This is a genomic window from Streptomyces sp. NBC_01384 (genome assembly GCF_045040035.1).
GTDB lineage: Bacteria > Actinomycetota > Actinomycetes > Streptomycetales > Streptomycetaceae > Streptomyces.
Window position 1 is genome coordinate 1,965,613 of record NZ_CP109559.1, and the last position, 22,247, is coordinate 1,987,859.

18 protein-coding genes are annotated in these 22,247 nt (G+C 71.9%); 10 read left to right on the forward strand and 8 right to left on the reverse strand.

Annotated features, from left to right (window positions below):
* Window positions 1-121 precede the first annotated feature (121 nt).
* Window positions 122-1,486 (reverse strand): hypothetical protein, encoded by a 1,365-nt coding sequence (locus OG747_RS08795; RefSeq protein ID WP_405878716.1) that lies wholly within the window; start codon window positions 1,484-1,486, stop codon window positions 122-124.
* A gap of 10 nt (window positions 1,487-1,496) precedes the next feature.
* Complete coding sequence (locus OG747_RS08800; RefSeq protein ID WP_405878717.1) at window positions 1,497-1,739, reverse strand: DUF2399 domain-containing protein; 243 nt, start codon at window positions 1,737-1,739, stop codon at window positions 1,497-1,499.
* A 237-nt stretch (window positions 1,740-1,976) separates the two neighbouring features.
* Here OG747_RS08800 and OG747_RS08805 point away from each other — a divergent pair, with 237 nt between their 5' ends.
* The 6 genes from OG747_RS08805 to OG747_RS08830 all read left to right on the forward strand — a co-directional run bounded on the left by OG747_RS08805 (window position 1,977) and on the right by OG747_RS08830 (window position 11,111).
* Complete coding sequence (locus OG747_RS08805; RefSeq protein WP_405878718.1) at window positions 1,977-3,149, forward strand: hypothetical protein; 1,173 nt, start codon at window positions 1,977-1,979, stop codon at window positions 3,147-3,149.
* A 247-nt stretch (window positions 3,150-3,396) separates the two neighbouring features.
* Entirely contained in the window at window positions 3,397-4,476 is a 1,080-nt protein-coding gene (locus tag OG747_RS08810) for an SEC-C metal-binding domain-containing protein (RefSeq protein WP_405878719.1), read from the forward strand.
* A 22-nt stretch (window positions 4,477-4,498) separates the two neighbouring features.
* Window positions 4,499-4,810, forward strand: coding sequence for a hypothetical protein (locus tag OG747_RS08815; RefSeq protein ID WP_099498388.1), 312 nt, complete (start codon window positions 4,499-4,501; stop codon window positions 4,808-4,810).
* Between the two features lie 575 nt (window positions 4,811-5,385).
* Entirely contained in the window at window positions 5,386-9,261 is a 3,876-nt protein-coding gene (locus OG747_RS08820; RefSeq protein ID WP_405878720.1) for a Pls/PosA family non-ribosomal peptide synthetase, read from the forward strand.
* A 69-nt stretch (window positions 9,262-9,330) separates the two neighbouring features.
* Window positions 9,331-10,722 carry a M1 family metallopeptidase gene (locus OG747_RS08825; protein WP_405878721.1) on the forward strand — a complete coding sequence of 464 codons (1,392 nt, stop codon included), beginning with the start codon at window positions 9,331-9,333 and terminating at the stop codon, window positions 10,720-10,722.
* Between the two features lie 14 nt (window positions 10,723-10,736).
* Complete coding sequence (locus OG747_RS08830; protein WP_405878722.1) at window positions 10,737-11,111, forward strand: YchJ family protein; 375 nt, start codon at window positions 10,737-10,739, stop codon at window positions 11,109-11,111.
* A 6-nt stretch (window positions 11,112-11,117) separates the two neighbouring features.
* On the opposite strand, the gene OG747_RS08835 is transcribed toward OG747_RS08830, so the two are convergent.
* Window positions 11,118-11,819: a FadR/GntR family transcriptional regulator gene (locus OG747_RS08835; RefSeq protein WP_405878723.1), complete on the reverse strand. Its 702-nt coding sequence runs from the start codon at window positions 11,817-11,819 to the stop codon at window positions 11,118-11,120.
* Window positions 11,820-11,973: 154 nt separating this feature from the next.
* Here OG747_RS08835 and OG747_RS08840 point away from each other — a divergent pair, with 154 nt between their 5' ends.
* The 4 genes from OG747_RS08840 to OG747_RS08855 all read left to right on the forward strand — a co-directional run bounded on the left by OG747_RS08840 (window position 11,974) and on the right by OG747_RS08855 (window position 15,894).
* On the forward strand, window positions 11,974-12,495 hold the full coding sequence (locus tag OG747_RS08840; RefSeq protein WP_405878724.1) for a gluconokinase: 522 nt from the start codon (window positions 11,974-11,976) through the stop codon (window positions 12,493-12,495).
* 106 nt (window positions 12,496-12,601) lie between these two features.
* A complete protein-coding gene (locus tag OG747_RS08845; protein ID WP_405878725.1) occupies window positions 12,602-13,999 on the forward strand; it encodes a gluconate:H+ symporter in 1,398 nt (465 codons plus the stop codon).
* A gap of 31 nt (window positions 14,000-14,030) precedes the next feature.
* Window positions 14,031-14,789, forward strand: coding sequence for an SDR family oxidoreductase (locus OG747_RS08850; protein ID WP_405878726.1), 759 nt, complete (start codon window positions 14,031-14,033; stop codon window positions 14,787-14,789).
* A 64-nt stretch (window positions 14,790-14,853) separates the two neighbouring features.
* A complete protein-coding gene (locus OG747_RS08855; RefSeq protein WP_405878727.1) occupies window positions 14,854-15,894 on the forward strand; it encodes an L-idonate 5-dehydrogenase in 1,041 nt (346 codons plus the stop codon).
* 34 nt (window positions 15,895-15,928) lie between these two features.
* Here OG747_RS08855 and OG747_RS08860 read toward each other — a convergent pair whose 3' ends face one another.
* The 5 genes from OG747_RS08860 to OG747_RS08880 all read right to left on the reverse strand — a co-directional run bounded on the left by OG747_RS08860 (window position 15,929) and on the right by OG747_RS08880 (window position 22,168).
* Window positions 15,929-16,564 carry a cytochrome b/b6 domain-containing protein gene (locus tag OG747_RS08860; RefSeq protein WP_405878728.1) on the reverse strand — a complete coding sequence of 212 codons (636 nt, stop codon included), beginning with the start codon at window positions 16,562-16,564 and terminating at the stop codon, window positions 15,929-15,931.
* Complete coding sequence (locus OG747_RS08865) at window positions 16,548-17,285, reverse strand: molybdopterin-dependent oxidoreductase (RefSeq protein WP_405878729.1); 738 nt, start codon at window positions 17,283-17,285, stop codon at window positions 16,548-16,550. The genes OG747_RS08860 and OG747_RS08865 overlap by 17 nt, the downstream gene beginning before the upstream one ends.
* 118 nt (window positions 17,286-17,403) lie before the next feature.
* Complete coding sequence (locus tag OG747_RS08870) at window positions 17,404-18,969, reverse strand: APC family permease (protein ID WP_405885482.1); 1,566 nt, start codon at window positions 18,967-18,969, stop codon at window positions 17,404-17,406.
* Between the two features lie 63 nt (window positions 18,970-19,032).
* Window positions 19,033-19,992, reverse strand: coding sequence for a hypothetical protein (locus OG747_RS08875; protein ID WP_405878730.1), 960 nt, complete (start codon window positions 19,990-19,992; stop codon window positions 19,033-19,035).
* 520 nt (window positions 19,993-20,512) lie between these two features.
* The gene (locus OG747_RS08880; protein ID WP_405878731.1) at window positions 20,513-22,168 is read right to left on the reverse strand and encodes an FAD-binding dehydrogenase; all 1,656 of its coding nucleotides are present in this window, start codon (window positions 22,166-22,168) and stop codon (window positions 20,513-20,515) included.
* Window positions 22,169-22,247 lie beyond the last annotated feature (79 nt).

The window sequence follows — 22,247 nt, forward strand, 5'->3', positions numbered from 1 at the left end:
CCGGCCATGGTGCGCCAGGGGACAGCTGGGCTCTCCCCTGCCGTGGCGTCGGGCACTGTCTCTGCGCCCCCTGCGCCCGACCGCCCCTGCGGCGCGCAGGCGGACGCGGCGCCCCGGCTGGTCACAGCCGGGCCCAGCCCGGCGGATTGGCGCGGGCCGCCCGCACCGCCTTGGCGGTCGGTCTGCGGCAGTTCTCCGGCACCCGGTCCAGCGGCACGCCCAGCTGTTCGGCCCAGGTCCTGCGCCAGCCCGCCCGCCGGTCCGCGCGCGCCTGCTGGGCGCGAGCGGCACGTGACTCGCGCAGCGCGACTTCGGCGCGGGCGGCCTCCTCGCTGCGCAGCCAGGGTGGTGGTGCGGCCCGCAGGGCGGCCACGTGCTGGGGGTTCCACAGTCCCGCGCTGCCGCGCGGCCTCAGCGCCGCGACGACGTCGACCGGGAGGCCGAACAGCTCGGCGACCGTCTCGTTGGTGAGGCGCGCCGCCTCCCGGGCCGCTGCCAGCGCCGCATGCTCCTCTGCGGCGCGGGTCCGGTGCACGGCGGCCTCGGCCTCGGCTGCCACCGCCGCCGCGCGCGCCTGCGCCGGCCACTGTGGTAATGCGGCGAGTACCTTCTCCAGCTCGGCCCGCGCCATGTAGCCACCGATCATGTCGGTGCGGCCCGCGAACACGGCCGGGTCGACGCCGGACCGCCGCTCGATCTCCGCAGGCCCGGTGAGCTCGGCGCACGCTCTGTGCGCCAGCGGCAGAACCTCGTCGAGCAGTGCCGAGCGCTCCTCGGCGCGCATTCGGCACTCCTCGACCACGGCCGCCAATACGCCGACCGCCTCGTCGGTGACGAACTTCTTCAAGAATCGCGACCCCCGCGGCAGCCCTGCCGCCAGCGCGGCGGCGTAGCGCACCAGGGCGACGTTCGCACCTTGCGTGGTCTGCTTGCGCACTGCCTGCAGCTCGTGGCGGGCCTGTTCGGCGCGCTCTTTGTTGCGCGTGCGGGTGACGGCCGCCTTCCGGGCCGCTGCCGGGCGGCCCACCGCGGTCACGGCCTCCCGCAGCACCTGGTCGGCTGTGGCGTACGCGGCGAGGCCGTCGACATCGACCGCGCGGTAGTACCGCACGGTCAGTACCCTGCCGTACTTGCGTACCTGCTCCTCGGCCACGGGCGCGAGCCCGGTCTGCGCTACGACCCGGGCGAACCGCGCGGCCGAGACGCCCAGTCGCCGGGCCGCCTGGCTTGCGTTGAATCGGTGCTCACGTGTCAGGCGCGCCCGGAAGGCGTCCAGGTCGGCGGCGGTCCGCGTCACCTCGTCCGGATCGAACCGGCGGTCCGCGCCGCGCTCCAGCAGCCCTGCCGTGACCGCGAGTTCGATCTCCCACACCGCGAGACCGAGTGCCGCACGCGCCCTCTCTCGGCCCCAGCGCACCGCACCGCGGTTCCCCTGGTGTGGACTGTCGTCTCCTTCGTCTGCCGCATGCCTCTGCCCCTCGTTCATGACACAAACGTTACGGGGCGCCACTGACAGTGAGGGGCGATTCGGGGTGGGAGAGGTCCTTCAGGAGGGTTTGCAGGACGGCCTCCTCCTCCGCTCGGATCTCCAAGTCAGGCAGAGCACCGGCGAGTTCGGGATCCCAGGGTGAGGGCGCAGGGGTGCCCTCCAGCGGTGCGGGGGCCGTCAGGGCCGCGGCCGCCGCGTAACGCCAGGGCCGCCACGGCACCCGGCGCAGCAGCGCGGTCGCGATGCGCAAGGCCGCCCCAGTCGAAGTCGCCCGGGAGAACGTGGTAGAGCAGGCGCGCGCCCTGGGCGTGGAGGTGGCGCGGGAGCGTGAGAGCCGCTCGCCGCGAAGAAGAACCCGCCGGCGCCGTGCCCGGCGTAGGGGCCGCGGCGCCTGTCCCGGCGCAGCCCGTCCACCAGCCTGGCCAGCTCCTCAACCCCGCTCATCAGGACATCCCATCAAACCGCCGCGCAGGTAGGCTGCCGGGCCGTGAGCGAGTACCAGTACTACGAGTTCCTGGCCGTCGACCGCCCGCTGACCAAGGCCGAGATCGACCGGGTAAGAGCGCTGTCTACGCGGGCCCGGATCACCTCCACCAGCTTCGTCAACGAATATCACTGGGGTGACTTCCACGGCGATCCCACCAAGCTCGTCGAGCAGCTTTACGACGCCCACCTGTACTACGCGAACTGGGGCAGCCGCCGTCTTCTGCTGCGTATCCCCGCCTCCGCGCTCCCGGCCAAGACCGCGCAGGGCTACGCGCTTCAGGAGACACTCGCGGTGTGGACGCGCGGTGGCCATACCCTGCTGGACTTCTCCCTGAGCGCCGAGGACGGCGGCGAGTGGGATTTCGAGACCTCCTTCGAGCTCGCCTCGTTCGCCGGGCTCCGCGCCGAGCTCGCGGCTGGGGACCTTCGCCCGTTGTACCTGGGCTGGCTGGCCGCCGTCGCCGTCTGGGAGCTCGCGGACGATGACGAAGAGGAGTACCAGCGCGAAACGGAACCATCCGTCCCCGCCGGGCTGGCCGAGCTGACCGGGCCGCAGCGGGCCCTCGCGGACTTCCTGCGCGTCCCACAGGACCTGCTCGCCGTCGCAGCGTCCGACAGCGCTCCGGCCACCGAGTCGGCGGCCGCCCCGGACAGGCTCGCCGCCTTCATCGCCGGACTTCCGGCGCCCGAGAAGGACACCCTGCTGCTCCAGGCAGCCCTCGGCACAGCCCCCCAGCTCGGCCCCGGACTCCTGGCCCGCTTCCGGCAATCCCTGCGCACCAGCGAGGGCGGCCCCGGGGTACGCCGCAGCGCGGCCCAGCTCCTGGACGCGGCCCACCGCCACCGCACCGTGCGCGCCCAGGGGGAGCGGGCCGCACGCGGGGCGGCGGAGCAAGCGCGAGTACGGGCAGTCGCCGAGGCCCGCGACGTGCGTCTGGACCACTTGGCCCGGGACCAGGCGACCGCCTGGCGCACCGTCGACGACCTCATCGCCCAGCGTAAACCGGCCGCCTACGATCAGGCCGTCGCGCTGCTCAGCGACCTGCGCGCACTTTACGCACGTCAGGGCAGCGCCGCCGACTTCGACCGCAGATCCGGCGAACTGCGCACCGCCCACCGAGGAAAGCCCTCGCTCATGCGCCGGTTCGACGCCCTGGGCTTCCTCAACCCCTGACCGTCCGGCCGGGCGAGCCGAGCCAAGGCGCTTTCATACATGGGTGTGAGACGAAGCCACCCACCAGGCCGGGCGGCTTCGGCACGGAGTTGGGGACGGCCAGAGAGGCGGGCGCGTGCGGCACGTCCAGGCACGGCCCGACCGCAGCGCAGTGGTGTCGGCCGTCGATACCACATGGCCCGTCCCGGTGTCAGGCCCGTAAACGAAAGGGGGGGGTTGGGCTGCCGGTCCTCGGTAGGGTCGCGGTATGAGCAGCGCATCCCCTTCGCCTGTCCGAGCCGTCGACTCCCCGTACGAGCAGTTCCTCGCGACGGTGGGCAGGCAGCCGACGGCGGCGCAGTGTGAACAGTGGGCCGACGAGCACCCCGGGGATCCGGACCAGGGCCGCGCCCTGGTGCAGGCCGGATGGCTGACCGTCCGCGGCAAGCAGTACCAGGGCGGCGACGACGCAAAGGCGCTGGAGCTGTTCACTCGGGCGACGAAACTCAGCGGCGCGGCCGGCCGACAGGCGCAGGTCGGGGTGGTGGAGACGCTCTACGCGCAGGACCGCGAGCGGGACGCCGAACAGGCCGAGCAAGCCCTACGCGAGGAGCTGACCGAGCAGCCCGATGAGGCCGTGGCCGACCTGCAGGTCTTCGACGACATGGTCGACATGCTCGGGGAGATCGGCAGGTCCGAACGGGCCCTTGACTGGTGCCTGGCCGCCCTGGCACACCCCGCAGCGCGGGAGAGCAAGGGGACCGGTGGCGGCGAGGCCGCCCGACTGCGCCGCGGGCTGCGCATCAGCCGGGCTCTCCTGCGCCGGGACCTCGGTCTGGAGCGGACCGACGACGACCTGGCCGCCGAAGCCGAGACTGACGCCGAACTACGGGAATTCGGCGAAGAGTTGGACCGGGCACTGAGTGGGCTGCCGTCGGGGAGGCCGGTGGAGGTGCCCGAGGACGCTGCGGCCTTCGACGGGATCGTGCTGCGCTGGGTACGCGAGGACTTCGCCGCGGTACGCACCCGCTGGCCCGAGTCGACCGACTCCTACGGGGACGACTACACCGCCTACGCACAGCGGCTGCAGACCGACGCGTGCACCTACGCGGAGGCCGGCGCCGCCCGGGTGCACATCGTCAGCGCCACTCTGGCCGCGTACGAGGAGTTCGCCGTCCGTGAAGGGCGCGATGCCGGCACCCCGGACACCCGCCGCGCGTTCAGCAGGCATGTGGTGCGCGCCCACCCGGACGAGTCGCTGGCCTGGCCCCCGCCGCGGAACGGGCCATGCTGGTGCGACTCGGGCCGAAAATACAAGAAGTGCTGCGGCGCCCCGGCCAGGAACTGATCTCGCAGGGAAGGACCACACAGTGGAGGGTCTGTCGGACCAGGACCTCGACGCCATGATCGCCGAGGCGCTCGTTGACGCCTACGGCGAGGACGAAGAGCTGGTCGGCTTCCATGCCGTGCTCAGCGACCGCGTTACCGTGCCCTTCACCACCGAAGTGTTGGGAGTCGACGTCATCGTCGAGGAGATCGACCTGCGACCGGGCAGCGGAGTGGTAGCGATCTGCCGCCGCGGACGGATCCTCCAACCCATAGGTCTGCGAGACCTCCCGCTGCCCGACCCTCCGCCCGAGGGCGCCGAATGGATCGAAGCTTTCCGCCACTGGGCCCTGTGAAGCCCTTCGGTGAAAAGCGTCCCGAAGGGGGAGGGATTCGTGCTCCGGAATCGACAGGGCCCTTGACCCTGCCCCTCGATAAGGCCGGTACCAGAGAGCGCCACTCCTGTGAGGGATGCCGACCGGCGTCCAAGCTCAATACGCTGAGGGGTATCTGCCCTACACCGATAGCTCAAGTACCGCGGTGAGACACGCATTCCGTGGGCTCCCGGTATCGATCCCCCCTCGGACACACAGAACGCGTGAGGGCCGCGACCATCAGGTCGCGGCCCTCACGCGTTGCGCCCGTCACGACCTCCCCGTCACGGCCCTCGCTGGTCGTGTTCACCGTGTTACGGACAGATGTGGGGCAGATCTCGTCAGGATGACATACCCCCATGTCAGGGCACCGTCACAACCCCGGAATCAGCGGTTCCGGTGCCCCGGACGGCCTCCTCGCATGGCTGATGACCAGGTGCGCGACTAGCGTCGTACTAAAATTCCAGGCTTGTTTGGAGCTGGACCGGAATATCCCCAGGCATACCTGCGGGCCCACCAGCTCCCCGGACGCTCCGGGAACGACACGTGAGGACCCGATGGCAGCCCTCGAGCAAGGCCCCGCACTCGCGCTGTTCGACGAGGAGGTGCGCGCGGAGTTCGGCGACCCGGCGCGCTTCTCCGCCTCCGCCGCCGCCTCGCCCCGCACGCTGGTCGACATCCTCGACGCCTCCGTCCGGGCGCACCCGGACGAGCCCGCCCTCGACGACGGCCACCACTGCCTCACCTACCGCGCCCTGGCCGTCGAGGTCGAGGCCCTGCGACGGCGGCTGGGCGCCGCCGGGGTGGGCCTCGGCGACCGGGTGGGGGTCCGGGTGCCGTCCGGCACCAATGAGCTGTACGTCGCCATCCTCGCCGTACTGGCCGCCGGCGCGGCCTATGTGCCGGTGGACGCCGAGGACCCGGACGAGCGGGCCGAGCTGGTGTTCGGCGAGGCGGACGTGCGGGCGGTCGTCGGGGCCGGGCACCAGCTGACCGTCAACGGCGCCTCCGAGGTGCCCGCCGCCCGGCCCGGCGTCGAGCACGACGCGTGGATCATCTTCACCTCCGGGTCCACCGGCAAGCCCAAGGGCGTGGCGGTCAGTCACCGCAGCGCCGCCGCCTTCGTCGACGCCGAGGCGGAGTTGTTCCTCACCGAGGATCCGATCGGGCCCGGTGACCGGGTCATGGCGGGCCTGTCCGTCGCGTTCGACGCCTCCTGCGAGGAGATGTGGCTGGCCTGGCGGTACGGCGCCTGTCTGGTGCCCGTGCCGCGCTCCCAGGTGCGCAGTGGCGCCGACCTGGGGCCCTGGCTGGTCGAACAGGAGATCAGCGTCGTCTCGACCGTGCCGACGCTTGCCGCGCTCTGGGAGCCGGAGGCCCTGGCCGACGTACGGCTGCTGATCTTCGGTGGCGAGGCCTGCCCGCCGGAGCTGGTCCAGCGGCTGGTGACCGAGGGCCGCGAGGTCTGGAACACCTACGGGCCGACCGAGGCGACCGTCGTCGCCTGCGCCTCCCTCCTGACCGGCGAGGAGCCGATCCGGATCGGGCTGCCCCTGAACGGCTGGGAGCTCGCCGTCGTCGACGACGCCGGGGACCCGGTGGCCATGGGCGACAGTGGCCAGCTCGTGATCGGCGGGGTCGGGCTCGCCCGGTACCTCGACGCCGAGAAGGACGCGGAGAAGTACGCGCCGCTGAAGTCGCTGGGCTGGGAGCGCGCGTACCGCAGCGGTGACCTGGTCAAGGCCGAGCCGGAGGGGCTGATCTTCCTCGGGCGGGCCGACGAGCAGATCAAGCTCGGCGGGCGCCGCATCGAGCTGGGCGAGGTCGACGCGGCGCTCCAGGCGCTCCCCGGTGTGGCGGGGGCCGCCGCAGCCGTCCGTACCGCCCGCAGCGGCAACCAGCTCCTCGTCGGATACGTGGTCACCCAGGACGGCTGGGACCAGGCCGCCGCCGTCGAGAAGCTGCGCGCCGAACTGCCCGCCGCCCTCGTCCCGCTGCTCGCGCCCGTCGAGGACCTGCCGACCCGCACCTCCGGCAAGGTCGACCGGGGCGCGCTGCCCTGGCCGCTGGAGGGCCTGGAGACCGGCGGTGCCAAGGAGCAGCTCTACGGCACCGAGGCCTGGCTCGCCGAGCAGTGGAGCGAGGTCCTCGGTATCCCGGTCGGCAGCGCGTCCGACGACTTCTTCGCGATCGGCGGCGGCAGTCTCGCTGCCGCCCAGCTCACCACCAAACTGCGCACCCGCTACCCCAGCGCCGCCGTGCTCGACATCTACCAGCAGCCCGTCCTGCGCAAGCTGGCCCGGCACCTGGAGGAGTCCGCGCAGGACGACGGCGCCGAGCGGGTGATCGCGCCGGTACCGCTGCGCGCCAAGGTGGCCCAGCTGTTCCTGCTGATACCCCTGTTCACGCTGATGGGGCTGCGCTGGACCGTGGCACTGGCCGCCCTCGGGAACGTACTGCACTGGTTCGGTCCGTATCCGTGGGCGCCGAGCGCCTCGTGGTGGCTCGTCGGCGGCGGAGCGGTCGTGCTCTTCAGCCCGCCGGGGCGGCTCGCGATCGCGGCGGGCGGGGCGCGGTTGTTGCTGCGCCATGTGAAGCCCGGGCGCCACCCCCGCGGCGGAAGCGTGCACCTGCGGCTGTGGACCGCCGAGCGGCTCGCCGAGTTCAGTGGCGCGACCTCGCTGACCGGGTCCTGGCTGGAGCGGTACGCGCGTGCCCTGGGCGCCAAGGTCGGCGCGGACGTGGATCTGCACTCGCTGCCGCCGGTGACCGGCATGCTCAAGCTGGGCCGGGGTGCCGCCGTCGAGTCCGAGGTGGACCTGTCGGGGCACTGGCTGGACGGTGACCGGCTGGAGATCGGCCCGGTCAAGGTCGGCGCGGGTGCGGTGGTCGGGACGCGCAGCATCCTCTTCCCCGGCGCGCGCGTCGGGAAGCGGGCCGAGGTGGCGCCCGGCTCGGCCGTGGTCGGGCAGATTCCCACCGGGCAGCGCTGGGCCGGTGCGCCCGCCGTGAAGCTCGGCAAGGCGAAGCGCGCCTGGCCGAAGGAGCGCCCACGCCGGGGCACGTACTGGCGGGCGATGTACGGCGCGACGGGCTTCGCGCTGACCGCGCTGCCGCTGCTCGCGGGCGTCGCCGCCCTCCTGGTGGCCCATCTGTTCGTGAACGCGGACGCCGGGCTCGGCGAAGCCCTGCGCGGTGCCGCGCTCGCCCTGGTGCCCGCCACGCTCGCCTTCGGGCTCGCGTACGCGCTGCTGATTCTGATCGGCGTACGGCTGCTCAGCCTGGGCCTCGGCCAGGGCACGTATCCGACGCACAGCCGGATCGGCTGGCAGGCCTGGACGGTCACGCAGCTGATGGACCGCTCCCGCGAGACGCTGTTCCCGCTGTACGCCGGGCTGATCACGCCGGTGTGGCTGCGGCTGCTCGGCATGAAGATCGGCCGGGGCGCCGAGGTCTCCACCGTCCTCGCCCTGCCGAGCCTCACCACCGTCGGCGAGGGCGCGTTCCTCGCCGACGACACGCTGACCGCGCCGTACGAGCTCGGCGGCGGCTGGATGCGGATCGGGCGCGCCGAGATCGGGCGCCGGGCCTTCCTGGGCAACTCCGGGATGACCGCACCGGGCCGCAGCGTGCCGGACGGCGGGCTGGTCGGCGTGCTGTCGGCGACCCCGAAGAAGGCCAAGAAGGGCAGCTCGTACCTGGGGCTGCCGCCGGTGAAGCTGCCGCGCTCGACCCAGGACGGCGATCAGAGCCGTACGTACGACCCGCCCGCGCGGCTGCTGTGGGCGCGGGCGCTGGTGGAGCTGTGCCGGATCGTGCCGGTGTTCTGCTCGGCGGCGCTGGCGGTGCTGACGGTCGCCGCGCTCAGTGTGCTGGGCGTCTGGGCTCCCCTGCTGGCCGGAATCGTGCTGCTGGGCGTCGGTGCGCTCGCCTGTCTGACGTCCATCGTGGCGAAGTGGCTGCTCGTGGGCCGGCACCGGGCGGGCGAGCATCCGCTGTGGAGCGGGTTCGTGTGGCGCAACGAGCTGGCGGACACGTTCGTCGAGGTGGTGGCCGTGCCGTGGCTGGCCGGATCCGTGCCCGGTACGCCGCTGATGACGGCGTGGCTGCGCGGGCTCGGCGCCCGGATCGGCAAGGGCACATGGGTGGAGAGCTACTGGCTGCCCGAGACGGACCTGGTGACCCTGGAGGACGCGGCGACGGTCAATCGTGGCTGTGTCCTGCAGACCCACCTCTTCCACGACCGGATCTTGCGGACGGATACTGTTGTCCTCCGTGAGGGCGCCACCCTGGGCCCGGGCGGAATCGTCCTTCCCGGCAGCACAGTCGGGGCGCGCAGCACGCTGGGACCCGCGTCGCTCGTCATGGCGGCGGAATTCGTACCCGACGACACCCGCTGGCTGGGCAACCCGATCGAGGCATGGCGTTCCTAGGCGCCCACGGCGTCCGGGGACGGTGCACCGGCACGTCGTACGAGCACAGCGCAGGGAGCAGACGCAAGCGTGAGCGTTCAGCAGACAGTGGGATCGGACCCGTACTTCCCGGCCAACGGTGATCCCCGTTACCGGGTGCACCGGTACGAGCTCGCGCTGGACTACCGTCCCGGCCCGAACCGGCTGTCCGGCACCGCCCGGCTCAATGCGATAGCGGGCCGGGGTCCGCTCGCCGAGTTCCAGCTGAACCTGGCCGATTTCCGGATCGGCCGGGTCCGCGTCGACGGCAAGGTTCCGCACTACACGCACCGGGGCGGCCGGCTGCGCATCCGTCCGCCGAAGCCGATCCGGGCCGGGGCCGCCTTCACCGTGGAGGTGCACTGGTCGGGCAACCCCAAGCCGGTCGCCAGCCCCTGGGGCGAGCTCGGCTGGGAGGAGCTGGAGGACGGGGCGCTGGTGGCGAGCCAGCCGATCGGCGCGCCCTCCTGGTACCCGTGCAACGACCGCCCGGCCGACAAGGCCTCATACCAGATCTCGATCACGACGCCGTCGGCGTACTCGGTGGTGGCGGGCGGCCGGCTGCTGACGCGTACGACGAAGGCGTCGACGACCACCTGGGTGTACGAGCAGGCGGCGCCGACGTCCAGCTATCTGGTCGGGCTGTCGATCGGGAAGTACCAGACGGTGCTGCTCGGCGACCCGGGGCTCGGCGGCGTACCGCAGGCCGGGCATCTGCCCGCGCGCCTACTCGCCGAATTCTCCCGGGACTTCGCGCGGCAGCCCGCGATGATGGAGCTGTTCGAGCAGATCTTCGGGCCGTATCCGTTCGGCGAGTACGCGGTGGTGGTGACCGAGGAGGAGCTCGATGTCCCCGTCGAGGCCCAGGGGTTGTCGCTGTTCGGCGCCAACCATGTGGACGGGGCGCGGGGTTCGGAGCGGCTGATCGCCCACGAGCTGGCGCACCAGTGGTTCGGCAACAGCGTGTCCATCGCGGACTGGCGGCACATCTGGCTGAACGAGGGCTTCGCGAAGTACGCCGAGTGGCTGTGGTCGGAGCGGTCGGGTGGGCGCTCGGCGCAGCAGCTCGCCGCCGTCGCGCACCGGAAGCTGTCCGGGCAGCCGCAGGACCTGGTGCTGTCCAACCCGGGCCGCAAAATGATGTTCGACGACCGGCTCTACGAGCGCGGCGGGCTGACCGTGCACGCGCTGCGCTGCGCGATGGGCGACGAGGCCTTCTTCCGTATGCTGCGCGGCTGGGCCGGCCTGCACCGGGGCGGCGCCGTCACCACGGCGGCCTTCACCGCGCATGCCGCCCGGTACGCGGCCGAGCCGCTGGACGACCTGTTCGGGGCCTGGCTGCACGGGACGAAGCTGCCGCCGCTGCCCACGCAGGCCACGCCGGTTCCTGCGCGGCCCGCCTACCCGCCGACCTACCCGCCGACCAACGCCGACTCGGTCTAGGCAGAATGGCGGTCATGACCAGTCGTACCTGCCCCTGCGGGCTGCCCGAGCCGTACGCGAAGTGCTGTGGGCGCTTCCACCGCGGTGAGGCCGCGGCCCCGACCGCCGAGCGCCTGATGCGGTCGCGGTACTGCGCCTTCGTGAGGGAGGACGAGGGGTATCTGCTGCGGACCTGGCATCCGCGGACGCGGCCGGCGCGGGTCGACTTCGACCCGGGGATGCGGTGGACGGGTCTGGAGATCCTCGGCGCGGGGCAGGGGTCGGCGTTCCACAGCACCGGCACGGTCACCTTCCGCGCCTCCTACCGTGGCGGTTCGCTGTATGAGCGGAGCCGGTTCGAGCGGGTCGACGGGGCCTGGGTGTACGTGGACGGCGAGTTCCTGGAGTAGGACCTCCTACGGCGCGAGGATGTCCAGCTCCTGGAGCGCGCCGACCGCGATCTCGCGGGTGAGTTCCTCCGCGCGGGGCGCGTTGCCCTCGCGGACCGCCTCCGCGACCTGGACGTGCAGGGTGACGGCGGCGGGGTCGGGGTCCTCGAACATGACCTCGTGATGGGTGCGGCCCGCCAGGACCTCGGTGACGACGTCACCGAGACGGGCGAACATCTCGTTGCCCGACGCGTTGAGGATCACCCGATGGAAGGCGACGTCGTGGACGAGATACGCCTCCAGCTGGTGACCGCGTGACGTGGCGACCATGCCGAGGGCGCACTCGGTGAGTTCGGCGCACTGCTCGGCGGTGGCGTGCCGGGCGGCCAGGCCCGCGGCGATCGGTTCGACGGCGGAGCGCAGCACGGTGAGGGAACGCAGCTGGTGCGGGCGGTCGGCGCCGGCCAGCCGCCACCGGATGACCTGAGGGTCGTACACATTCCACTCCGCCTTGGGGCGGACCGTCACACCGACGCGGCGGCGGGACTCGACCAGGTGCATGGACTCCAGCACCCTGACCGCCTCGCGCATCACGGAACGGGACACCTCGAAGCGCTGCGCGAGTTCGTCCGTGCGCAGCACACTCCCCGGCGGGTACTCACCCGCGGTGATCGCCGGCCCGAGGGTTTCCAGTACATGTCCGTGCAGCCCCCGGCCCCCTGTGGTCATGGGCTCAGCGTACGAGGCAGGACCCGGGAACAAAAAGTCAGACTTATATGTCACAGACTCTTGAATTCGTCATACCTAATGAGTTTCAGTGTCGTCGACATCAGATGTCGACGAAGACAGTCACACACTCAGTGACGCAGACAGCGAGGCAGCGATGAACACCCCCCATGTCGTCGTGGTCATGGGCGTCGCGGGCACCGGGAAGACCACCATCGGTCCCCTGCTCGCGGCCAGGCTCGGCGTTCCGTACGCCGAGGGCGACGACTTCCACCCCCAGGCCAACATCGCCAAGATGACGGCCGGGACCCCGCTGACCGACGAGGACCGGTGGCCGTGGCTGGACGCCATCGGCCGCTGGGCGCACGACCGCGCCGGTCTCGGCGGAGTGGTCAGCAGTTCGGCGCTCAAGCGCAGCTATCGCGACCGGCTGCGGGCCGAGGCGCCCGGGGTCGTCTTCGTCCATCTGACCGGTGACCGCACGCTGATCGAGGACCGGATGTCGCACCGTCAGGGGCACTTCATGCCGACGGCGCTCCTGGACTCGCAGTTCGCCACCCTCCAGCCGCTGGAAGCGGACGAGGCGGGTGTCTCCGTGGACGTCTCCGGCGACCCCGGTGAGATCACCGAACGGGCCGTGGCCGCGCTCCAGGGCCTGGCCGCCGAGCCCTCGCAGTAACGCCCTCCTCTCTCCCTCCTCGTACCCCCACCTCCCCCTTCAGTCCCTCGTACCTCCTGAGGCCCTCCGGGGCTTCTGAGGCCTTCCTGAAAGCAAGGGAACCACCGTGACCAGACTCAGCGTCGAGATGCTGGCAGCGGACGCCGTCGAGCCGATCACCTCGGCGGGCCATGCCCAGCTGGGTGTCGCCGTGCTGGCGGGCATCGCCGTCATCGTCCTGCTCATCACCCGGTTCAAGCTGCACGCATTCCTGGCCCTGACCATCGGCTCACTCGCCCTCGGCGCCTTCGCCGGGGCCCCTCTGGACAAAACCATCACCAGCTTCACCACCGGCCTCGGCACCACCGTCGCCGGCGTGGGTGTCCTGATCGCGCTCGGCGCGATACTCGGCAAGCTCCTCGCCGACTCCGGCGGCGCCGACCAGATCGTCGACACCATCCTCGCCAAGGCCGGCGGGCGCGCCATGCCGTGGGCGATGGTGCTGATCGCCTCCGTGATCGGTCTGCCGCTGTTCTTCGAGGTCGGCATCGTGCTGCTGATCCCGGTCGTGCTGATGGTCGCCAAGCGCGGCAACTACTCCCTGATGCGCATCGGCATCCCGGCGCTGGCCGGCCTGTCCGTGATGCACGGCCTGATCCCGCCGCACCCCGGTCCGCTGGTCGCCATCGACGCGGTCAAGGCCAACCTCGGCATCACCCTCGCGCTCGGCGTCCTCGTCGCCATCCCCACCGTGATCATCGCGGGCCCGGTCTTCTCCCGGTTCGCGGCCCGCTGGGTGGACGTCCCGGCCCCCGACCGGATGATCACCGCCCGCGCCTCCGAGGACCTCGCCAAGCGCCCCTCCTTCGGCGCCACCCTCGCCACCATGCTGCTGCCGGTCGTCCTGATGCTGTCCAAGGCCCTGGTCGACATCGTCGTGGACAACCCCACGCACATGACCCAGCGCGTCTTCGACATCATCGGCTCGCCGCTGATCGCCCTGCTCTCGGCCGTGATCGTGGGCATGTTCACCCTCGGCCGCGCGGCCGGCTTCACCAAGGACCGCCTCTCCACCACCGTCGAGAAGTCCCTCGCTCCCATCGCGGGCATCCTGCTGATCGTGGGCGCGGGCGGCGGCTTCAAGGCGACGCTGATCGACTCCGGCGTGGGCCAGATGATCCTGGACATCTCCAAGGACTGGTCGATCCCCGCGCTGCTGCTGGCCTGGCTGATCGCGGTGGCCATCCGCCTCGCGACCGGCTCGGCGACCGTCGCCACCATCTCGGCCGCCGGCCTCGTCGCACCCCTCGCCGCCGACATGTCCACCGCCCACACCTCCCTCCTCGTGCTGGCGATCGGAGCGGGCTCGCTCTTCTTCAGCCACGTCAACGACGCCGGGTTCTGGCTGGTCAAGGAGTACTTCGGTCTGAGCGTCGGCCAGACCGTCAAGACCTGGTCCGTCATGGAGACGATCATCTCCGTGGTGGCGGGCGGGCTGATCCTGTTGCTGTCACTGGTCATCTAGGGGTACGAGGACGAGCCACGGGAGTACGGGGATGAGTCACCCTCTGTTCGACATCGGTGGCCGTACGGCCCTGGTCACCGGCTCCAGCCGCGGTATCGGGTTCGCGCTCGCCCGCGGGCTTCTGGAGGCGGGCTGCACGGTCGTCCTCAACGGACGGGACGCCGACCGGCTCACCAAGGCCGCGGCGGCACTGTCCGGTGACGTCCACACCGCGGTCTTCGACGTCACGGACGGCCCCTCGGTGGCCGCCGGAATAGCGGACGTCGAGGACCGGGTGGGCCCGCTGGACATCCTCGTGAACAACGCGGGCATGCAACTGCGGGCCCCGCTCCTGGAGTTCACGGACACGGACTGGCACCGCATCCTGAACACCAACCTGACCAGCGCGTTCCTGGTCGGCCGCGAGGCGGCCCGGCGGATGACGGAACGCGGCCACGGCAAGATCATCAACATCTGCTCCCTGCAGAGCGAGGTCGTCCGTCCGGGCATCGCCCCGTACGCGGCCACCAAGGGCGCGCTGAAGATGCTCACCAAGGGCATGTGCGCGGACTGGGGTCCGTACGGGGTGCAGGTCAACGGCCTCGGCCCCGGCTATATCGAGACCGAGCTGACCAGGCCCCTCGTCGAGGACGAGGAGTTCAGCGCCTGGGTACGGGGGCGCACCCCGGCCGGGCGGTGGGGCCGTACGGAGGATCTGGTCGGCGGACTGCTGTTCCTCGCCTCGCCCGCGGCGGACTTCGTCGGCGGACAGGTGCTGTATGTCGACGGCGGCATGACGAGTGTGCTGTGAAGGGGACCACGCGGTGAAAGGGACTGTGCTGTGAAAGGGACCGCGCGGTGAAAGGTGCTCGGCGATGCTCGGTTGTGTGATTCACGGACAGGGCGACCTGCGGGTCGATGAACTGCCGGTCCCCTCCCCCGGCCCCGGGGAGGCGCTCGTCGCGGTCCGGTACGGCGGGGTGTGCGGGTCCGACCTCCACTACTGGCGGCACGGCGGCGTCGGGGACTTCCGGCTGCGGGAGCCGATGGTGCTGGGGCACGAGGTCGTGGGCACGGTCGTCTCGTACGGTACCGGGGCCTCGGGTCCTCCGCCGGGTACGGCCGTCGCCGTGCACCCGGCGACACCCTGCGGGGTGTGCCCCGAGTGCGTCGACGGGCGGGCGAACGTGTGCCGGGACACGCGGTACCTGGGCAGCGCGGCGCGCACCCCGCATGTGCAGGGCGCCTTCGCATCCCGAGTGGCCGTGCCCGCCCGGCAGTTGAGGGAGCTTCCCGCGGGGCTCGGACTCACGCGGGCCGCGCTCGCCGAGCCGCTGTCGGTCGCGCTGCACGCGGTGCGGCGGGCCGGTGCGGTGAAGGGCCGGCATGTCCTCGTGACGGGGGCCGGGCCCATCGGCTGTCTCGTGGTGGCCGCCGCGAAGGCCGCGGGCGCGGCCCGGGTGACCGTCACGGACCTGCTGCCGCAGGCGCTGGCGTACGCCGTCTCGGCGGGCGCCGACGCGGTCGTACGGGCCGACGATCCCGCCGATCCCGGGTGGCCCTCGGAGGTCGACGTGGCCGTCGAGGCGTCCGGTGTCGCCGCGGGTCTGGACACCTGCCTGCGCCTGGTGCGGCGCGGCGGGGTGGTCGTCCAGCTCGGCATGCTGCCGCCGGGGCAGAGCCCGTTCGCGGGGAACCTGGTGGTGAGCCGGGAGATCGAGCTGCGGGGCGCGTTCCGCTTCGACACGGAGTTCGACGACGCGCTGGCCCTGCTCGCCGCCGAGCCCCGCTTCGACTCCCTGGTCAGCGCGGTGGTCCCGCTCCGGGATGCGGAGTCGGCGTTCACCCTGGCCGCCGACCGGAGCCGCTCGTGCAAGGTGCTCCTGGACTTCGGGGTCCAGCGGGGACCGGCGTAGCGGGACGGGGCCCAGCGGGCCTGGGCCCGTCCTGCTAAGGCCGCCAGAGTGGATGTTCGCGGTCCGCCCACTCTCTGCTCACCGAACCCGTGCGCAGTCCGCGCCGGGCCTCCGGGTCGCCCAGGGCCATGCCGATGTGGCCCGCGAGGACGATGCCGACCGTGAGCGCCAGCCAGTCGTGGACGAAGGTCGCCGAGGTGCGCCACATCAACGGGGTGAGGTGGGTGAACCACATCAGCAGACCCGTGCCGAGCATGACCAGGGTCGCGCCGGCGATCCAGGCCGCGTAGGTCTTCTGGCCGGCGTTGAACTTGGCCGCGGGGCGGGACGAGCGGCGCCGGTCCCGTCGCAGGGCCGCGCGCAGCCACGTACGGTCGTGTGCGCCCCAGCGGTTCAGGCGGCCCAGGTCCGCGCGGAAGGCGCGGGAGGCCAGCCCCACCAGGACCGGGACCGGAAGCATCAGGCCCGCCCACTCGTGGATCCTGACCACCAGTTCGCGGCGGCCGACGAGCTCGGCGAACGTCGGGAGGTACAGACACGCCGCGGTCGCCACGCAGGTCCCCATCAGCAGGGCGGTCACCCGGTGCACCCAGCGCTCGGCGCGGCTGAAGCGCCGTACGCGCGGCGAGGGCTCGGCGCGGACCGGGGTGTCGTCAACTCGTGGGTGCATCGTCGCGTCCGTTCGAGCGGCCGACCCATGCGTCCACGTCGTAGCCACGGTTCTCCCAGTATCCGGGACGGACGTCATCGGTGACGGTGATGCCGGAGAGCCACTTGGCGGACTTGTAGAAGTACATGGGGGCTACGTAGAGGCGGACCGGGCCGCCGTGGTTGTGGCCGAGGGGCTTGTCCTGCATGCGGTGGGCCACCAGGACGTCGGGGCGCCGGGCCTGCGCGAGTGTGAGGCTCTCGGTGTACGCCCCGTCGAAGCAGGTGAAGCGGATCGCGCGGGCCGTGGAACGCACCCCCGCGGCGTCGAGGAGGTGGGAGAGCCGTACCCCTTCGAAGGGTGTGCCGGGCACCCGCCAGCCCGTGACGCACTGCACGTCGTGCACGAGCCGGGTCTGCGGCAGTGCCCTGAGGTCGGCCAGTGTGTAGCTGCGGGGGCGGTCGACCAGGCCGTCGATGGTCAGGCGGTAGTTCGTCGCGTTCTTGTGCGGGACGGACGAGGTCACCGAGTAGTAGCGGAAGCCGCCGCCATTGGGGAGCAGACCGGTCAGGCCGGTGGGGTCGCCGGCGAAGAGGGACTCGAGGCCGCGCTGGAGCGGGGGCGCGACCACCACACCGAGCGCGCCGAGTCCGAGCGTGCCGAGCAGGAGCCGGCGGCCGATGGGCGCGCCGCGCTCTTCGGGGTGCTCCGTTCCCCGCTCTGCGGACTGTTCAGGGTTCACACACCCATACGAGCACCCGCGACCCCCTTGAGGCCAGCGGCAGCGGGTGCCCGTCAGATTTCCGTAACCACTTCTCACGCGCTTCTCAGAACAGACACCTCGCGAGAGACGCCTCGGATCAGGGCGCGGACTCCGCCGCCTTGTCCAGCTGGAACGCCTCGTTGCCGAGCCCGATACGGGCATACGCCTCGGGTTTGCGGGAGCGCAGGACCAGGCCCTGCACCAGGCCGACGACCAGGGCGGCTCCGACGAGGGCGGGCAGCAGCCAGCTCAGTACGGAGTCCGGACCGGCCCCGACCAGGATGTCGAAGTCCTTGACCGTGTAGCCCGCGATCACCAGGAGGGCGATGCCCGCGATCGCCGCGGTGGCCAGGCGCCAGGCCTGGGCCCGGGCGGCACCGCGGCGGGCGAAGAAGACGATGACCGAGAGCGAGGCCGCCGCCATGAGCAGGATGACGCCGAGCGCGCCGACGTTGCCGGCCCAGGTGAACAGCTGCAGCACGGGGGCGGTCGGGTCGCCGGTCGGCTTGTCGTCGGTCACGGCGAAGGCGACCAGCACGATCACGGAGACGGCGGTCTGCAGCAGCGAGCCGGTGCCGGGGGCGCCGCTGGTGCCGGTGGTCCGGCCGAAGGCGGGGGGCAGCAGTCCTTCCCGGCCCATGGCGAAGGCGTACCGGGCGACGACGTTGTGGAAGCTGAGCAGCGCCGCGAACATGCCGGTCACGAAGAGGACGTGCAGGACGTCGGTGAAGGTGCCTCCGAGGCGCGACTCGGTGAGGAAGAACAGCAGTCCGGCGCTCTGCTTCTGGGCGGCGCCGACGATCCCGGAGGGGCCCGCGGCGACGGTCAGCGCCCAGGAGCTGAGCGCGAAGAAGACGGCGACGAAGCCGATCGCCAGGAACATCACGCGCGGGACGAGGATGTGCGGGCGGCTGGTCTCCTCGGCGTACACCGGTGCCTGTTCGAAGCCGGTGAAGGCGGCGATGCAGAAGCACAGCGCGGTGCCGACGCCCGCCCCGGTGAGCGTGTCGGGGTTGAAGGCGTGCAGCGAGAGGCCCTCCTTGGCGGGGTCGCCCACGGCGGCGATGTCGAAGATGACGACGAGCGCCACTTCGACGACCAGGAGGACGCCGAGGACGCGCGCGTTGACGTCGATCTTCAGCCAGGAGAGCGCGCCGACGACGAGTACGGCGGCCAACGCGGGTATCCACCAGGCGACTTCGGCGTCGGCGTAGGTGGCGAACAGCCCGGAGACCTCGAAGCCGAAGATGCCGTAGATGCCGAACTGCAGCGCGCTGTAGGCGACCAGCGCGACCGCGGCGGCGCCCGCGCCCGCGGTGCCGCCGAGGCCGCGGGCGACGTAGGCGTAGAAGGCGCCCGCGTTGTGGACGTGGCGGCTCATCTCGGCGTACCCGACGCTGAAGAGGGCCAGCACCACGCCGAGGATGACGAAGATCAGCGGCTGCCCGACGATGCCCATCACCGCGAATGCCGTGGGCATGACACCCGCGACCACCATGAGGGGTGCGGTCGCCGCGAGGACGGACAGCAGCAGGCCCCCGGCGCCGAGCCGGCCTGCGTGCAGGGCGCGGTCCTGGCCCTTGAAGGTGCTGATGGCGCCGCCTGTCGCGGCGGGTCTGCCCGTGTTCGAACTGCTCGATGTGCTCGAACTGCCCGTCGTCATCGCGGGGCCGTCCTTTCGGGTCTCTTGACTCTTCATGGGGTTTCTTGGCTCTTCATGGGTGGGTCACGCCGCGCCGAGGGCGCTGTCGCGGGCGGCACGGAAGGCTCTGTACGGGTCGCGGTCCGGGTACGACCACGGCACCGGGGTGGCGTGCGGTCCGATGCGGTGGAACAGGGCGGCGGCCTCGGCGCCCCGGCCCTCGCAGAACTTGGCGTGGGCGAGGAAGTTGAGGTCGAGGTGACGGCGGGGGTGGTCCTCGCGCTCCCACTCCAGCCACCAGTCGAAGGCGGTCTTCATCACCTGGCGGGCCCGGCGCCCGACCCAGTGCCCGGAGGCGACCGGGTCGGCGGGCTCACTGCCGGCGGTGGCGAGCACGCGGTAGCGCTCCGCGTGCGCGACGACGGGGAGGATGGCCAACGGGGAGTCGGCGGGGGCCTGTTCGGCCGCCCAGTTCGCGAAGTCGTAGACCTCGTGGAGCGGGTCCTGCCCGGCCTCGGCGCGGCGCTCGGCGAGGCGGGCGACCATCAGGTGGTGGGCGTGGTGGTGGTCGGGATAGCGGTGGCGCACCTCGTCGAAGAGCCGGACCACGTCGCCCTCGCTGCCGAGCGAACGCTCCAGCAACAGGAGTCCGAGCCAGGGCGTGGGGTCGGCGGGCGCGAGCGCGGCCGCCGTGTGGCAGGCCTCGCGGGCCCGCTCCGGGCGGTCCTTGCTGTTCAGAGCACGCTGGACGGTGGCACAGGCGAGGAGTACGGCGGCGTCGGCGGACTCCGGTTCGGCGAGCTGCCAGTCGCGGGCCCAGGCGACGGTGGCGGGTTCCTGCGCGAGAACGGTCACGCGGTGTCCGCGGCGGTCCCAGTCGTCGCCGGTCGCGGCGAGCAGGGCGCGGACCGCGGTCCATCGCCCCTGCGCCAACGAGGTGCGCGCGGCGATGAGTTCGGCGTCGTCGAGCGCGGCGTCGAAGGCCTGGGCCGCGCGTTTGCGGCCGCGGCCCAGGGGAGGAGGGGGTGGCGGGGGTGGCGACACCGCTGGGCTTCCTCACAGACGCGGCCGGTCAAGGGGTGATCACGCACAGCAAATCCTTGGCTGAGGGTTCAAGTCAAGGCCCGATTGCTCCGCTGCACGCTTCAACCTCCCTTGATTGGCGCAGAGTTGATGTTCCCTCTCACGGTCTCCGGGACGGGAAGGAGCTGGTCGGACCAGTGCCTCCAGGGGCGGGCCGCACCCGCCGCCCCACTGCCGAAATCCCGCGGAACGGCTGCGTCCGGGGTGGCGCGGCGCCCCCCGGTCACCCCCTGGAGTCCTACGGAACGGCTCCCCGCAGGGGTGCCGGGCCATGCCCGGGCAACAGCTCCCTGCGGGCCGGGTCCGCTCGCCCGACGGCTCCCTGCGGGGCTGAAATCAGCCCACGGAACGGCCCCCTGCGGGGCCGAGCCCGCCCGGGGAACGCTCCCTGCCGAGCCGAGCACACCACGGTCGGACTCAGCCCCGGCCCCGCGCGCGTCCGGGGGAGGCCCGGGGCGTCACCCCCGCCCCCTCTCGGGGCTCAGTTCACCGCCTTCGCGGCCGCGCGGCCGGCCGTGCGGCCGGAGAAGAGGCAGCCGCCGAGGAACGTGCCCTCGAGGGAGCGGTAGCCGTGGACGCCGCCGCCGCCGAAGCCGGCGGCCTCACCGGCCGCGTAGACGCCGGAGAGCGGGTCGCCGCCCTCCGTCAGTACACGCGAGGAGAGGTCGGTCTCCAGGCCGCCGAGGGTCTTGCGGGTGAGGATGTGGAGGCGGACGGCGATGAGCGGGCCCGCCTTGGGGTCGAGGATGCGGTGCGGGGTGGCGGTACGGATCAGTTTGTCGCCGAGGTAGTTGCGAGCGCCTCGGATCGATGTCACCTGGAGGTCCTTGGTGAAGGGGTTCGCGATCTCCCGGTCGCGCGCGACGAGCTCGCGGCGCAGCGCGGCCTCGTCGATCAGCGACTCCTTGGTGAGGGCGTTCATGCCGCGGACGAGGGCGCCCAGGTCCTTCTCCACGACGAAGTCCGCGCCGTTGTCCATGAATGCCTTGACCGGTCCCGGTACGTCGGCACGCGCCCGGCCGATCACATCCTTGATCGACTTGCCGGTCAGGTCCGGATTCTGTTCCGAGCCCGAGAGCGCGAACTCCTTGCCGATGATCTTCTGGTCGAGCACGAACCACGTGTAGTCGTAGCCGGTCTTCATGATGTGTTCGAGGGTGCCGAGGGTGTCGAAGCCCGGGAAGAGCGGTACGGGGAGGCGGTTTCCTCGCGCGTCCAGCCAGAGGGAGGACGGGCCCGGCAGGATGCGGATGCCGTGGTTGGCCCAGATGGGGTTCCAGTTCTGGATGCCCTCGGTGTAGTGCCACATGCGGTCGCGGTTGATGAGGTGCGCGCCCGCCTCCTCCACGATCGCGAGCATCTTGCCGTCGACGTGCGCGGGCACACCCGAGATCATCTTCTCGGGAGGAGTGCCGAGCCGCTCGGGCCAGTTGGCGCGGACCAGATCGTGGTTGCCGCCGATGCCGCCCGAAGTGACGATCACCGCCTGTGCCCTGAGCTCGAACGCCCCGGCGACCGTACGGCTGCTGGCCTGCCCGCGCGCTGCGCCGGACGGCTCCAGGATCTCGCCGGTCACCGTGTCGACGGTGCCCGCGCTGCGGGAGAGCCCGGTGACACGGTGGCGGAACTTCAGCTGGACGAGACCGCGCGCGACCCCGTCCCGTACCCGCCGTTCGAAGGGCGCGACCAGCCCCGGCCCGGTCCCCCACGTGATGTGGAAGCGCGGCACCGAGTTCCCGTGGCCGTTGGCGTCATAGCCGCCGCGCTCCGCCCAGCCGACCACCGGGAAGAAGCGGACCCCCTGCCGGTGCAGCCAGGACCGCTTCTCACCGGCCGCGAAGTCCACGTACGCCTCGGCCCAGCGGCGCGGCCAGTGGTCCTCGACACGGTCGAAGGCGGCCGTGCCCATCCAGTCCTGGAGGGCCAGCGCATGGCTGTCCTTGATCCGCATCCGGCGCTGTTCGGGCGAGTTCACGAAGAAGAGGCCGCCGAAGGACCAGTGGGCCTGGCCCCCGATCGACTGCTCCGGCTCCTGGTCGAGGAGGATCACCTTGCGGCCCGCATCGACGAGCTCCGCGGTCGCGGCGAGCCCCGCGAGGCCCGCTCCGATCACGATCACATCTGCGTCGTAGGCCATGGGCCCGTCCTCTCGGCATTCCGACGGCTCATGACAGCCCATGAAGGTTCATGAAGGCCCATGGGAGCCCATGGAAGCC

Bases quoted from the DNA above. Each gene is read 5' to 3' on its own strand.
- OG747_RS08880 (WP_405878731.1), bottom strand. From the start codon at position 22,168: ATGGCCTACGACGCAGATGTGATCGTGATCGGAGCGGGCCTCGCGGGG.
- OG747_RS08870 (WP_405885482.1), bottom strand. From the start codon at position 18,969: ATGACGACGGGCAGTTCGAGCACATCGAGCAGTTCGAACACGGGCAGA.
- OG747_RS08810 (WP_405878719.1), top strand. From the start codon at position 3,397: ATGAGCAGCGCATCCCCTTCGCCTGTCCGAGCCGTCGACTCCCCGTAC.
- OG747_RS08835 (WP_405878723.1), bottom strand. From the start codon at position 11,819: ATGACCACAGGGGGCCGGGGGCTGCACGGACATGTACTGGAAACCCTC.
- OG747_RS08850 (WP_405878726.1), top strand. From the start codon at position 14,031: ATGAGTCACCCTCTGTTCGACATCGGTGGCCGTACGGCCCTGGTCACC.
- OG747_RS08860 (WP_405878728.1), bottom strand. From the start codon at position 16,564: ATGCACCCACGAGTTGACGACACCCCGGTCCGCGCCGAGCCCTCGCCG.
- OG747_RS08855 (WP_405878727.1), top strand. From the start codon at position 14,854: ATGCTCGGTTGTGTGATTCACGGACAGGGCGACCTGCGGGTCGATGAA.
- OG747_RS08795 (WP_405878716.1), bottom strand. From the start codon at position 1,486: ATGAACGAGGGGCAGAGGCATGCGGCAGACGAAGGAGACGACAGTCCA.
- OG747_RS08830 (WP_405878722.1), top strand. From the start codon at position 10,737: ATGACCAGTCGTACCTGCCCCTGCGGGCTGCCCGAGCCGTACGCGAAG.
- OG747_RS08840 (WP_405878724.1), top strand. From the start codon at position 11,974: ATGAACACCCCCCATGTCGTCGTGGTCATGGGCGTCGCGGGCACCGGG.
- OG747_RS08820 (WP_405878720.1), top strand. From the start codon at position 5,386: ATGGCAGCCCTCGAGCAAGGCCCCGCACTCGCGCTGTTCGACGAGGAG.